11 protein-coding genes are annotated in these 12,767 nt (G+C 42.7%); 6 read left to right on the top strand and 5 right to left on the bottom strand.

Annotated features, from left to right (window positions below; translation table 11 throughout):
- The first annotated feature begins 126 nt into the window (after positions 1-126).
- The 3 genes from B2746_RS02385 to B2746_RS02375 are packed head-to-tail and all read left to right on the top strand — an operon-like array spanning position 127 to position 2,616.
- A complete protein-coding gene (locus tag B2746_RS02385; protein ID WP_290790635.1) occupies positions 127-561 on the top strand; it encodes a single-stranded DNA-binding protein in 435 nt (144 codons plus the stop codon).
- A 50-nt stretch (positions 562-611) separates the two neighbouring features.
- Positions 612-1,928, top strand: a complete 1,317-nt coding sequence (gene gldE / locus B2746_RS02380; RefSeq protein WP_290790633.1) for a gliding motility-associated protein GldE — start codon at positions 612-614, stop codon at positions 1,926-1,928.
- 10 nt (positions 1,929-1,938) lie between these two features.
- The gene (locus B2746_RS02375; protein WP_290790631.1) at positions 1,939-2,616 is read left to right on the top strand and encodes a hypothetical protein; all 678 of its coding nucleotides are present in this window, start codon (positions 1,939-1,941) and stop codon (positions 2,614-2,616) included.
- Here the strand turns inward: B2746_RS02375 and B2746_RS02370 are convergent.
- Positions 2,613-3,878 (bottom strand): serine hydrolase domain-containing protein, encoded by a 1,266-nt coding sequence (locus tag B2746_RS02370; protein WP_290790629.1) that lies wholly within the window; start codon positions 3,876-3,878, stop codon positions 2,613-2,615. The two genes, B2746_RS02375 and B2746_RS02370, sit on opposite strands and share 4 nt — an antisense overlap.
- A 68-nt stretch (positions 3,879-3,946) precedes the next feature.
- Here B2746_RS02370 and B2746_RS02365 point away from each other — a divergent pair, with 68 nt between their 5' ends.
- The 3 genes from B2746_RS02365 to B2746_RS02355 are packed head-to-tail and all read left to right on the top strand — an operon-like array spanning position 3,947 to position 7,238.
- A complete protein-coding gene (locus B2746_RS02365; RefSeq protein ID WP_290790627.1) occupies positions 3,947-4,534 on the top strand; it encodes a DUF3109 family protein in 588 nt (195 codons plus the stop codon).
- The gene (locus tag B2746_RS02360) at positions 4,531-5,913 is read left to right on the top strand and encodes a LutB/LldF family L-lactate oxidation iron-sulfur protein (RefSeq protein ID WP_290790625.1); all 1,383 of its coding nucleotides are present in this window, start codon (positions 4,531-4,533) and stop codon (positions 5,911-5,913) included. Before B2746_RS02365 ends, B2746_RS02360 begins: the two co-directional genes overlap by 4 nt.
- A 2-nt stretch (positions 5,914-5,915) precedes the next feature.
- The gene (locus tag B2746_RS02355; protein WP_290790623.1) at positions 5,916-7,238 is read left to right on the top strand and encodes a polysaccharide deacetylase family protein; all 1,323 of its coding nucleotides are present in this window, start codon (positions 5,916-5,918) and stop codon (positions 7,236-7,238) included.
- On the opposite strand, the gene B2746_RS02350 is transcribed toward B2746_RS02355, so the two are convergent.
- The 4 genes from B2746_RS02350 to B2746_RS02335 all read right to left on the bottom strand — a co-directional run bounded on the left by B2746_RS02350 (position 7,217) and on the right by B2746_RS02335 (position 12,661).
- Positions 7,217-8,182, bottom strand: coding sequence for a DMT family transporter (locus tag B2746_RS02350; RefSeq protein WP_290790621.1), 966 nt, complete (start codon positions 8,180-8,182; stop codon positions 7,217-7,219). The two genes, B2746_RS02355 and B2746_RS02350, sit on opposite strands and share 22 nt — an antisense overlap.
- 17 nt (positions 8,183-8,199) lie before the next feature.
- The gene (gene purH / locus B2746_RS02345; RefSeq protein ID WP_290790619.1) at positions 8,200-9,726 is read right to left on the bottom strand and encodes a bifunctional phosphoribosylaminoimidazolecarboxamide formyltransferase/IMP cyclohydrolase; all 1,527 of its coding nucleotides are present in this window, start codon (positions 9,724-9,726) and stop codon (positions 8,200-8,202) included.
- Between the two features lie 99 nt (positions 9,727-9,825).
- Positions 9,826-11,895, bottom strand: coding sequence for a ComEC/Rec2 family competence protein (locus B2746_RS02340; protein WP_290790617.1), 2,070 nt, complete (start codon positions 11,893-11,895; stop codon positions 9,826-9,828).
- Between the two features lie 91 nt (positions 11,896-11,986).
- The gene (locus B2746_RS02335; protein ID WP_290790615.1) at positions 11,987-12,661 is read right to left on the bottom strand and encodes a nitroreductase family protein; all 675 of its coding nucleotides are present in this window, start codon (positions 12,659-12,661) and stop codon (positions 11,987-11,989) included.
- Positions 12,662-12,767: the final 106 nt, after the last annotated feature.

Raw genomic sequence — 12,767 nt, 5'->3', positions numbered from 1 at the left:
GTGGCACCCGACCGGTGGAGTTAAAACTGCTTTAATGTGCCCGAAAAGCGGGATTTACAGCGAAAAAAAATTAATTTTAAAGAGTACGAACAGGTAATAGGCGATTTTAAACTCAAATGAAACAATATGAGAGGCGTTAACAGAGTGATGCTGATCGGCAACCTGGGTAAAGATCCGGATGTTCAGTACCTGGAAGGAAATATTGCTGTTGCAAAATTTTCGCTCGCAACTACTGAAACATACAAAGATCGAACAGGCAAACTGATCTCGCAAACAGAGTGGCATACCGTTGTTTTATGGCGTGGATTGGCCGAACTGGCACAGAAATATCTTCATAAAGGCAGTTTGGTTTATATTGAAGGCCGTCTTCGTACACGCAGCTGGGAAGATAAAGAAGGGAATAAAAAGTTCGCAACAGAAGTAGTGGGCGATAATCTGATCATGCTTGATAAGCGGAATGACCTACACGGTCAGGGATTCAACGGTGGACACGGCGAAGGATTGGAAGGATTTACCGGCGAAGATGCTCCACCAGAGCCGAATCCTGATCTTCCTTTCTGATTTGAGAAAATAGTGCAATTTTGCTTCTATTGTAAACTAAACCCACTGCTTTGGACTACGCTTCGGTTGATCCCTTACTGAATACCATTTTTAACCTCGTTTTTCTTGCTTCCAACGTGCAGGGAACAACTTTCTTGGTGATCATGATCCTTGTGCTCCTGGTCGTTTCCTATTTTATTTCAGGTTCCATGGTCGCCTTTTTCAGTCTTACTCATCGGGATATCAACATGCTCAAAACCAAGCAGGGAACTGCATGGAAAAGAATTGTAAATCTTCTGGAGGAACCTAAAATCCTATTGGGTTCAATGCGAATCGGAAATGCATTCGTCAACATCGCAATCATCATGTTGTCGAATTTTCTGATTGATCAGCTTATGACCCTGCAAAATATTTACTGGGTTTTTGAACTGAGCCTAAAAGTCCTGATCGTGACCTTTTTCCTGATCCTTTTTGGGGAAGTGCTTCCGAAAGTCTATGCTTCCCAGAATAATTTGCGTTTTGCAAGAGACGCCTCCTTCCTTATTGAAATAGTACACCTGCTTTTCCGTCGCTTCAGCAAATGGATGGTTGGAGTATCAGACAATGTTGAAAAATCTTTGGGCTCTGATGATGGTGCCAACCAGTTCGAAGAACTGGAAGATGATGCCACTGCCTCTGAAGATGAAAAAAACATTATGCGGGGAATTGCCAAATTCGGAAATATTACCGTAAAACAAATTATGCGAACCCGGCTTGATGTGAGTGGTATAAGTTATGGTGCCTCCTTTCCGGATGTCATCAAACAGGTGGAAGCACTTCATTATTCCCGAATTCCCGTATATCGAAACAGTCTGGATGAAGTGATGGGAATCCTGCACTCAAAAGATTTACTCCCTTATCTGAAGGAAACTGAATCCTTTAACTGGCATTCACTCTTACGTCAACCCTACTTCGTTCACGAACAAAAACTGATTGAAGATCTGTTGCAGGATTTTCGAAATCGGAAAACACATTTTGCTGTTGTTGTGGATGAATTTGGAGGAACCAGTGGTATTGTTACGCTCGAAGATATCATGGAAGAGGTTATTGGTGATATCAGAGATGAATTTGATGATGAAGAAAGCATCAACAGGCAGCTTGATGAGCATAATTATTTATTCGACGGACGCACCATGATTTATGATGTGTGCAAGATTATGGATCTGCCAACTTCCACATTTGATACAGTAAAAGGCGAGAGTGATTCACTAGCCGGACTCCTGCTCGAAGTTGCAGGAAAAATTCCCACACAGAATGAAGTTATTGAAGTGGGAGATTTCCAGTTTACCGTGCTGGAACTGGATCGAAACCGAATAAATAAAGTGAAAATCACTATCCGACCCGTTTAATTTTCCAACTATGTTACCAAATCGAATTTCCGGTAAAGCTGTTGCTTTTGCCCTTCTACTATTGGTTGCCTTTAGTCTTTCTTTTTTGGGTGGATGTAATAGTCCGTATACTCCAAAACCACGCGGCTATTTTAAAATAAATCTGCCTGAACATCAATATCAGGTTTTCGATAAACCCGGATTTCCGTACAGCTTTGAATATCCGAACTATGCTATCATCAGCCAGGATAGTACCTATTTTGAAGAACAACCTGAGAATCCGTATTGGATCAATATAGATATTCCTTCTCTGAATGGAAGAATCTATATCAGCTATAATCAGATAGGTGGCAAGGCCCGGTATAAAATCCAAAACTCCAAAGGAGAATATAAAGATTCCGTTGGCGTAAATAGCTTTGATAAATTATTAAACGGATCCTACACGCTTTCCTTCAAGCATTCCTATAAGGCAAGCTCGATAGATGATAGTGTCTTTGTTTCAACCAATGGAATAAATGGCATTTATTTTAAAATCGGTGGAAATACGGCCACCGCCAATCAGTTTCTATTGACGGATAGTACCCGGCATTTTTTAAGAGGTGCATTGTATTTTGATGCAGCTCCCAATGAAGATTCACTTCGTCCGGTTAATAATTTTCTTAAGGATGATTTGAAACACCTGATTAACACACTGAAGTGGAAAAACTAATCAAGCGCGCTGTACACCAGTACTTTAAATTTTGTATGAACCTCACCATGGCTGTTGGGCCATTGATTAATAAATAATTGAGCGGCGATATTTTTCACCGGATCAATCCAGTAAGAAGAACTGAAAGCCCCTCCCCAGTCAAATGTTCCCTGTGATACACCATACTTCAGCGCTTCTTCTGCTGAAGTAATCCCAAAGCCAAGTCCAAAAGAATTGTATCCGTTTTTCAAATGACCGATCTGATTGGTGGTCATCAGTTTAACGGAATTGGGGCTAAGTATGCGTTTCCCATTCAGACTACCCTTATTTAACATCATCTGCATAAAAAGCGCATAATCATAAGTGGTTGAAACCAGCCCGGCGCCACCGGAATAAAGTTTACCTGCTTTATTTGGATAATTAATATCCATTTTTGTACCACTTACATCCATAGATTGATTCAGAAGGCTAACATGCCCCAATGAATCTTCTCCATGTAAAGCCACCAACCTTTTTTGTTTATCCGGAGGAAGATAAAACCAGGTATCTTTCATGCCAAGTGGTTCAAAAATCCGGAGCCTTAAAAAGTCCGCAAAGGATTGCCCGCTAACAATTTCAACCAGTCGCCCTAGCACATCGCTGTTTAAACCATAAGTGAACCGTTCGCCTGGCTGGTGTTCCAATGGCAGAGAAGCAATTTTATTAACCTGATCCTCCAAAGATTCGTTCGGTACGCCAATCTGTGCAAAAACACCTGCTTTTGAAGCAAGTGCCTGGTAAGTTTTGCTGCCGATTTGCGCATAGCCGATTCCAGATGTATGAGTTAATAAATGTCGGATGGTAATTTTGCCTTTTCTGGATTTGGTTGTATAACTCGTATCTTTTTCATTAAAAGCATCCAGCACCAGGGTTTTTGAAAAGGCCGGTATATATTTTTCAATAGGGTCATCTAACAGGAGTTTGCCTTCTTCCAGCAATAGCATAATAGCCGCACTTGTAATCGCCTTGGTTTGAGATGCAATCCGAAATACATGATCGGTTCGCATTTTCTCTTTCGAAGCAAGGTTGCTGCTGCCGAATGCTTTGTGGTATACAATTTGTCCGTCTTTTACCACTATCGCAGTTGCTCCGGCAATCCATTGGCTATCGATATACTGTTGTATTACCTGATCAATCCGTATAGCTGCACCAGATAAAAAGTCCGGATTGGCAGTATTGGTGCGCAATTGTGCATGGACCAGATTTCCCATGAAAAGAATGAATAGCAGAAAAACCTGTTTCATATACCCTGATTTATTAAAAAAAGATACTATTAATTTTTCGAAGAATTAACTTTGTCAAAATACCGTGCATGATAGTCATAGAACATACCCTGGTGAGCGATGAAGTGTTGGAGGAACAGTTTGTTTGTGATCTTTCCAAATGCAAAGGCGGATGTTGTGAAGATGGTGATACTGGTGCTCCGCTCGAAACTCAGGAACTGGATATAATAAACGAAGTGTATGAAATTGTGAAACCCTATCTAAATGCAGATGGGATTCGTGAAATTGAGCGGGTTGGCCGATATCAGTATGATAAAGAATTTGGCTGGGTGACACCGGCAGTGAATGGTGGCGTTTGCGCATATGGCTTCCACGATGAAAAAGGAATCCTCAAATGTGCATTCGAACAGGCTTATTATGATGGCCGTATCAGTTGGAAAAAACCGATAAGTTGCCATCTTTTTCCTATCAGAGTAAAATCCGGGAAAGAATATGATATGCTGAATTATGAACCGCGTGAACTGCTTTGTGCTCCTGCCTGCGTACTTGGCAAACAATTGAAAGTGCCGGTTTATCAGTTTCTCAAAGAAGCCCTTATACGTAAATACGGACAGGAATACTATGAGGGACTGGATGCCTATTACCATCAGTATCACGGAAAAAACAAACAGGCATGAGTACAGATAACAAATCAGGCTTTCTGGCTAAAAGTACCATCAAGGCTGCCGATCTGGATCATCGCCGGAAAATAAACTTTAATATTGGCCGGTATAATTCGGTTGTTCCCCAGGGTAAACTGCAGTTCAGTGATTTGGAACTGGCCAGAGAAAGGGCTAAAAATATAAAATGGAGGGCTATTGAAACCCTCGACCAGCAATTGGAAAGCTTTGAGGCAAACTTTACTGCGCGTGGCGGAAAAGTGATCTGGGCCGAAACTGCTGATCAGGCCCGGGAAGCAATCCTTAGAATCTGCCAGGAGAAAAATTGCAAAACGCTGGTAAAAAGCAAGAGCATGGTGACGGAGGAAATCAAGCTCAATGAATTCCTTGAAGCTCATCATATCGATAGTGTGGAAACCGATTTGGGTGAATACATCCAGCAACTTGATGGCGAATCGCCCTACCATATCGTTACTCCGGCGATGCATAAGAGCAAGGAAGATGTAGCAAAACTATTTGCGGAGAAACTGGGTACTGATCCAAAATTGAATCCTCAGGAGTTGACACTGGAAGCCCGCGCCAGACTGAGGGAAAAATATATTCAGGCAGAAGTGGGTGTTACCGGAGCTAATTTCCTGATCAGCGATATAGGCGGAATTGCAGTTACAGAAAACGAAGGCAATGCACGATTGAGTTGCGCCTGGCCTTCCACGCATATAGTGGTAGTTGGGATCGAAAAAATGATTCCATCGGTGGCAGATCTTGCTTTATTCTGGCCATTACTTGCCACCTATGGAACCGGGCAATGGTTGACGGTATATAATTCGATTGTAAGCGGGCCCAGATTGGCCGGTGAAAAAGACGGTCCGGATGAAATGATTGTTATCCTGCTCGATAATGGTCGAACAAACCTGCTGGCAAATCCCAAAACCAGGGAGAGTCTCTATTGTATCCGTTGCGGTGCCTGCCTGAATGCTTGTCCGGTTTATAAAAATATAGGCGGACATTCCTACGGAACCACCTACAGTGGACCAATTGGGAGTGTGATTACTCCGCATTTAAAGGGGATGGATGAATGGAAACACCTGAGCCATGCTTCCTCGCTTTGTGGTAATTGTACAGAAGTGTGTTCGGTGAAAATCAACCTGCACGAATTATTGTTGGAAAATCGCGCTGAAGCAGTTCAGGAAGGGTACAGTTCATTTACCGAACGTATGGCCTGGAAAGGATGGAAATTTGCTATGATGAAACGCAAATGGATGAATAAGGGCAGGGCGGGGATCAAAGATTGGGTAGTGAACCGGATGGTAAAGGGGTGGAATACCCATCGTTCCGATTTACATTTCCCGGAAAAGTCATTTAATCAGATTTGGCGAGATAAACACCCAACTGATTAACAATGCTGATTTATTGCCCCGAACCTTCTCCACGATTAGCGTATGTTCTTGACTTTATCAGTCAGGAAATCCTGTTTGAAGAAGCGAAAATTTGCAGTGATGCAGAAGTTTTCAGGCATTATGATGGCATCCGGATCAATTACAGTGAAACTGTTTTTGATGAATTGAATTATCAGATTATTCCGCATGGCTTGTTAAAAGAAACCGGTGTTGCACAACAGCATATTAAGATTGGTCGCTGGAAGGAGTTGCCTGCTTTTTTTATGGCCGGAAAAGGTGAAAGATTTGATTTATTTGCTGCGATTTTTTATCTGCTCTCCCGGTATGAAGAATATCTTCCTCATCATAAAGATGAATTTGGACGGTTCTCACATACCTCCTCCCTCGCATTTAAAGAAGGATTTTTAGATCGTCCATTGGTGAATGAATGGCTGATTTTATGGCAGGTGGAATTGCAGGAATTATTTCCTGCCGGACTATTCAAACGCCGCAATTATAAGTTTATTCCAACCTATGATATTGATATGCTGTACAGTTATCGGGGTAAAGCCTGGTGGCGTAACCTGGGTGGGGCTGTCAGATCAATTATAAAGGGGTCTTTTTCGCAGGCAATTGAGCGTTGGAAAGTGCTGAGGGGAAAAGCAATGGATCCGTACGATGCCTATGAATGGCTGGATGCGCTTCATTTATACTGTCGTGTAAAACCGATTTATTTTTTTCTGGTTGCACAAAAACAAGTGGGATTGGATAAGAATATTCCCACCTCCTATAAGCCTTTTCAGGAGATGATAAATTATTATGCTTCAGTGTATAAAATCGGGTTACATCCCTCCTGGCAAAGCAGTGTGGAAGACAGCAATAAAATCATTAAGGAAGAGAAGGAATGGTTGGAAGTTATTGCCGATATCGATATAGAAAAAAGCAGACAGCATTTTATAAAATTCAGTTTACCCGATGGATACCAACGATTGCTGGATGTTGGGATTGAAAAAGATTATTCCATGGGGTTTGGAACTATCAATGGTTTTAGGGCATCTGTAGCGTCCTCTTTTTATTGGTATAATCTGGAAACAAATTCAGCAACCAGTTTGCGGATTTATCCCTTTTGCTTTATGGATGCGAATGCTTTTTTTGAACAGAAGCTGACACCGCAGCAGGGATATACCGAGTTGATGAAATATTATGCAGCGGTAAAAAAAGTACGCGGATGTTTTATTACTATCTGGCATAATAGTTTTCTCGGAACCGATCCTCAGTTTAAAGGCTGGCGTGAACTCTATGAGATATTTATGAAAGAAGATGCTTACTGGGACGCCACCGGCTGATCAGTTGTAATTGCTGTTCTTTTCCGGAATGCTTCATTTACAAGGTATACCCCTACAAGCGCAACCAATCCGCCGATCAGGATAAAGGCGTTCAGCTTTTCGTTGAACAACCAGGTGCCGAGTAATAATGCAACGATCGGATTAATGTAGGCATAAATCGAAACCTGTTCTGTTGGCAGGTGTTGCAGGGCATAAAGATAGGCGATAAAGGCCAAAACAGATCCGGCAATTGCCAGATAAAGGATGGCTACCCAGGAAGGAAGAGGGATTTCATTTATAGGGATATGTTCACCTGTAATTCTGGTAACACCAAAAAGGGCTATTCCCGAAATCATCATCTGTAATCCGATGGAAAAATAGGGATTAAAAGCAAGCACCTGTTTTTTGGTATAGAGTGTTGCGAACGCCCAGCATAGGGTTCCAAATACAGAAAGAAAAATACCAAACCGAAAATCGGGATTCAGGAAATCATGCAGGTGATCGTAAAATATGATACAAATCCCGATAAAGCCCAGAATGAAACCTATAATGGATTTCAGTGTTAACTGGGAATTGCCAGCAATCAGGGCTATTATTACCAGCCAGAGTGGAAATACAGCTCCTATTATTGCAGCCAAACCACTGGAAATATACTTTACTCCCCAGGTTGATAAACTGTTACTGAGAAAGAAATTCAGAAAGCTCAGGATTAGTATCGGCCACCATTCTTTTCCTCTGGGAAATGCACGTCCCTTGAAAAGAAAAAAGATAATATAGATGGCGCCACCCAGACATTGCCGGATACTGGCTAATTGCAAAGCAGGCATATATTGAACGCCTGCTTTGGAACCTACCCAGGTGGTGCCCCATAAAAAACTGACTGCCGCCAGCGCAATCAATGCTTTGGCATGTGTGCCTTTTTTTTGAAAGGTCAGCGGGTTGATGGATGCCAGCAGTTTGGACAATAGGACAGTTGACTTTTTTAATGTTTAAAGTGACGCATGCCGGTCATCACCATCGCTAACTGGTGTTGCTGGCAATATTCAACGGAGTCTTTATCGCGGATAGAACCACCGGGTTGAATAAAAGCTTCAATTCCTGCTTCATGTCCCATTTGCACGCAATCGTTAAAAGGGAAAAATGCATCACTGGCCAGTACTGCACCTTTCAGATCAAAGGAGAATTGCTTTGATTTTTCAATAGCCTGACGCAGGGAATCAATTCGACTGGTTTGTCCGCATCCTTTTCCAATAAGTTGTTTGTTTTTAACAAGCGCGATTGCATTACTCTTCAGGTGTTTGCAAACCAGGTTGGCGAAGGCAAGGTCTTCCTTTTCAATTTCTGTGCTTGGACGTCCGCCGGCTTCTTCCCATTTTTCGAAATTACCCTCATCGTTTTGCTGTACCAATACACCGTTCAACATAGATTTGTATTGATGGGTATTGTTGACTGCTTGTTTTTGTTGAAGAAGGATGCGGTTCTTTTTTGTCTTCAGAATATCAAGGGCTGATTGCTCGAATTGTGGTGCAATCAGTACTTCGAAAAAGATTTCATTGATGGCATTGGCTGTGGTGCTGTCGATGGTTCCGTTGCAAACCAATACACCACCGAAAGCACTTTCCGGATCACCTGCCAAAGCTGAATCCCAGGCTTGTTTAACGCTTGGTCTGGCTGCAATGCCACACACATTGGTATGTTTGATGATGGCAAATGTGAATTCATTCTTGTTTGTTGATTGAAACTCACGAATCAATTGTACCGCCGCATCCACATCCACCAGATTGTTATAGGAAAGTTCCTTACCGTTTAACTGATTGAAAAGTTGATCAAGCTGGCCATAAAATATTCCCTGCTGATGCGGGTTTTCACCGTAGCGCATGATTTTCGGGTTGGGTATGGAAGCCAGAAAATAAGTATCCTGTTGGGGCGTAAAATAATGGGAGATGGCTACATCATAATGTGCACATACTTCAAATGCTTTGGCAGCAAAATGTCGACGTTGTTCCAGTGTGGTGGCGCCATTTTGATCACGAAGCATATTTTCCAGCAGACTGTAATCCTGTTTGGAAGCAATTACCACCACATCGCGATGGTTTTTTGCAGCTCCGCGGATCATGGATGGTCCGCCTATATCTATCTTTTCAATAATAGATTGTTCATCACTGGTATTGGCAACAGTTTCTTCAAATGGGTAGAGGTCGACGATTACCAGGTCGAGTTCCGGAATTTCGAATTCCTTCATTTCACTGAGATCCTGTTCGTTGGCTCTTCTTCCGAGTATGCCTCCAAAAATTTTCGGATGCAGGGTTTTTACCCTTCCCCCAAGAATGGAAGGGTAGGAGGTAACAGATTCCACCGGAACGCAGGGAAGATTCAGTTTTTCAATGAATTGCTGGGTACCACCGGTTGAGTAGATGGTTACACCCTGTTCATGAAGGAGGCGAACGAGGGGTTCTAATCCGTCTTTGTAGAAAACGGAAATCAATGCAGACTGAATCTTCTTGTTCATTGTTGCGAGTTAACTGTTTAAAGATGGGGCAGACAAAGCTTCGATTGAAGGCGCAAAGCTACGGTTTCGGATTCATTTTTCCGGCAATGGATTGGGTTTTTAGGGGGATAGAGATTTGATCAAAGCACCTTTTTCCCATGTGTTATGAACAGGAATTCCGGCTTGTTTTAGTTGTCGGGACCATCGGATTGCACGGATTTCGGGTATTGATCCATCCAGAATTATTAATCCGGGCTGCGTTTTGTTTTCTAGCAGTGGCGCCAGGCTGTGTATGTTTTTTGTTAGCAGGAGGAATTGGGGTTTTGTTTTAAGGAGTACTGGCAATTCCTGTTGAAAGTGGGGAATTCCAATACGTTGTTGTTGATGGGTGATCAATTTTTGGGTGGAATAGTGTTTTTCTTTAATCCCAAGGACGCGCATGCTGGCTGGTATTGCCGGATGGGTGGATGGAGAAAATTGATTCAGGTAGAACTGGCTATGGTTCCCCCTGATCAGAGCAGTTATAGATTTTCCTGGAAGATGGTATACAAGCAATAGTTGTTGTTTTCGGTATTGATAGTTCTGATAAAATTGAATGCATGCAAACAACAGGCAGCTGGTTAGTAGGGATAGGAAGAGTTTTTGATTTCGGGTTTTCATCCAGCCACTAAATAGAAAGATGATAAGGTAGGCAAGAATTACCTGCGATTGGCTCCAGTTTATATTCTGAATTACTGCACCGGGTAATTTACTGATTTGAGTTATTCCCAGATTCATCCAGTTGATGAGCGTGGAGCTTAGTTGGCCGATCAGTGGCATAGGCAGGCCAATAAGTTCCGTTATCCATAAAATCAGGGTTCCGATCAGGGCAAAACTGGATAGCGGCACGGCCAGCAAATTGGCAGGAAGAAAATATACGGGTATCTGATGAAAGAGGGTGATGCAAAGTGGGATTGTTAATAGTTGGGCGGCAAGGGTTACTGCAGTAAGTTCCCAGATCGCTTTCATCAGCGGGTGCTTTGGTTGAATCAGTTTTTCAATTCTGGGCTGATATAAAACGATACTGAGCAGGGCTGCAAATGATAGTAGGAAACCCGCATCCCAGATCCAGAAGGGATCAATCAGCAGTAATAGGAATGCTGTAAGCGAAATGGATTGTAGGGATGCGAGAGGTTTTCGTATTATTTTGGCAAAGAGAACAAAACTGAACATGACTGCTGCCCTGATTATGGAACCGGCGCTTCCTGCAACAGCTGAGAAAAACCAGATGAAACTTAGCACCAGTCCGAATTTTATCCATTTGCTTACGGGGAATCTGGATTCAGGAAAAATCAGGATTCTTTGTAGGATTAGAAAAATCAGCCCGAGATGCATTCCGGAAACTGCGATCACATGAACTACTCCGGTTTGTGAGTATGTAGTAAGCAGGTCTTTATCCACCTCTTCGCGATAACCGATCAACAGGGCTTTTGCCAATTGGTTATGTGGTTGGGGGATGTTATTGTCCATCGCTTTATGCGCAGCTTTCTGAGCTTTTGTAAGCCAAATTTTGTAACGGTTGGATATTTTTGGAGAGAATGAGATGAGTTTGTTACTATTGAGATAGATCTGATGAAAAATATTTTTCTTTTTATTGTATTCAGCAAAATCAAAACTGCCTGGATTTCCGGTGGGATTCAGGGTTTTTAATTTTTCTGATGGTAAAAGGTAAAGATTACCGGGTTGGATATTTTCAGCCTGATTTAAGGGGAGGTAGAGCAGGAAACGGCCTTTGGCGGAATTGAGTTGTCCGTTTTTAAGAACCTGGGTTTTCACTTTCATGGTGAATCGGGCGGATTTGGATCCCAGAGCAGGCAGGGTTTCGGATTCTGCAGCCAGGAGCAGACTGTTTTCTATTTGATGGCCAAACCAGTTGGACTGCTGTCGCTGATCCTGGCGTATGGCTTGATGGATTCCGGTACATACCAATAACAGATTGAGGAAAATTCCGAATAAATTGGTGGAAGCTGGGACCTGTTTTTTAATGAGGAAGTGAAAGCAGATAGTTAAGGTGAGCAGGGTGAAGCAGGACAGGCTGGATGTGAAGGTGGGGATACTGTTTACCTGTTCTGACAAAAGAATACCTCCGCAATAGGGTAATAAAAGACGGATAAAGGGGGCTGCCATCCAGGGAACTGCTTTTTTCTGCATTCCCGAAAACTACAGCTCCCTTTACTGGTGGTCAAGGGTTTTTTAACCCTTTTAAGTGTCAGACAGGTGTTAGAACGTTGTTAGACAGGTGTCAGATAGGTGTTGGAACACTCTGAGACATGTGTCTGATACCTGTTGGAACTGGTGTCTGACGTTTTGGAGCCGGGCGTCTGACTTTTTTAGCGTGGGCCAGGGGGTCTTTTTCTTCATCCCGGAATCCCAAAGCAAGGATCAATACGGCGCTCATTCCTTTATCTGTTAAGCCCAGTACATTATCTACAGCAGCAGGATTAAATCCTTCCATCGGCGTGCTGTCAATTTTTTCGAGTGCCGCTGCCGCAGTTGCAAATCCCAACGCGATATAAGCCTGGCGTGCATTCCATTGAAACTGCTGTTCCGGAGTTTTAGCCTTTATACTATTCAAAATCGCGGATTTAAAATTGTCGAGCGTGCTTATATCTATGTTGCGGGTTGATGCTATATTATTAATATAGGCATCAACCTGTTGTTGCGAAATTGTATTCCAGGCTGCAAATACTAACAGTGCCCCACTTTCCGTAATCTGTGGCTGATTGTGCGCAGCTGGTGCTAATTTTTCCCTGATTGTTTTGTCCTCTAGCAGAAACACATCAAAAGGTTGAAGTCCGAGAGAGGATGGCGCCAGTCGAACCGCTTCCAGAATATTTTGAAGAGGCGCTTCCGGTACTGGAGCTCCATTGTATCGTTTGGTAGCATATCGCCAATTCAGATGATCGAGATAACTCATATAATAAGTTTTAATCTATTTAAATTGTACATACAATGTTCAAACATCGTTCCGTTTCTTTGAGTCTGACAAAATTTCAGTCTACCCGACGGGTACCCGTGGGGTG

This window comes from Flavihumibacter sp. UBA7668 (genome assembly GCF_002483205.1).
Classification (GTDB): Bacteria; Bacteroidota; Bacteroidia; order Chitinophagales; family Chitinophagaceae; genus Flavihumibacter.
This window is presented reverse-complemented; position numbering and strand designations above follow the sequence as displayed.

Excerpts from the sequence above, each read along its gene's own strand:
- B2746_RS02385 (WP_290790635.1), top strand. The coding sequence starts at position 127 with ATGAGAGGCGTTAACAGAGTGATGCTGATCGGCAACCTGGGTAAAGAT.
- B2746_RS02375 (WP_290790631.1), top strand. The coding sequence starts at position 1,939 with ATGTTACCAAATCGAATTTCCGGTAAAGCTGTTGCTTTTGCCCTTCTA.
- B2746_RS02370 (WP_290790629.1), bottom strand. The coding sequence starts at position 3,878 with ATGAAACAGGTTTTTCTGCTATTCATTCTTTTCATGGGAAATCTGGTC.
- B2746_RS02365 (WP_290790627.1), top strand. The coding sequence starts at position 3,947 with ATGATAGTCATAGAACATACCCTGGTGAGCGATGAAGTGTTGGAGGAA.
- B2746_RS02360 (WP_290790625.1), top strand. The coding sequence starts at position 4,531 with ATGAGTACAGATAACAAATCAGGCTTTCTGGCTAAAAGTACCATCAAG.
- B2746_RS02355 (WP_290790623.1), top strand. The coding sequence starts at position 5,916 with ATGCTGATTTATTGCCCCGAACCTTCTCCACGATTAGCGTATGTTCTT.
- purH (WP_290790619.1), bottom strand. The coding sequence starts at position 9,726 with ATGAACAAGAAGATTCAGTCTGCATTGATTTCCGTTTTCTACAAAGAC.
- B2746_RS02340 (WP_290790617.1), bottom strand. The coding sequence starts at position 11,895 with ATGCAGAAAAAAGCAGTTCCCTGGATGGCAGCCCCCTTTATCCGTCTT.
- B2746_RS02335 (WP_290790615.1), bottom strand. The coding sequence starts at position 12,661 with ATGAGTTATCTCGATCATCTGAATTGGCGATATGCTACCAAACGATAC.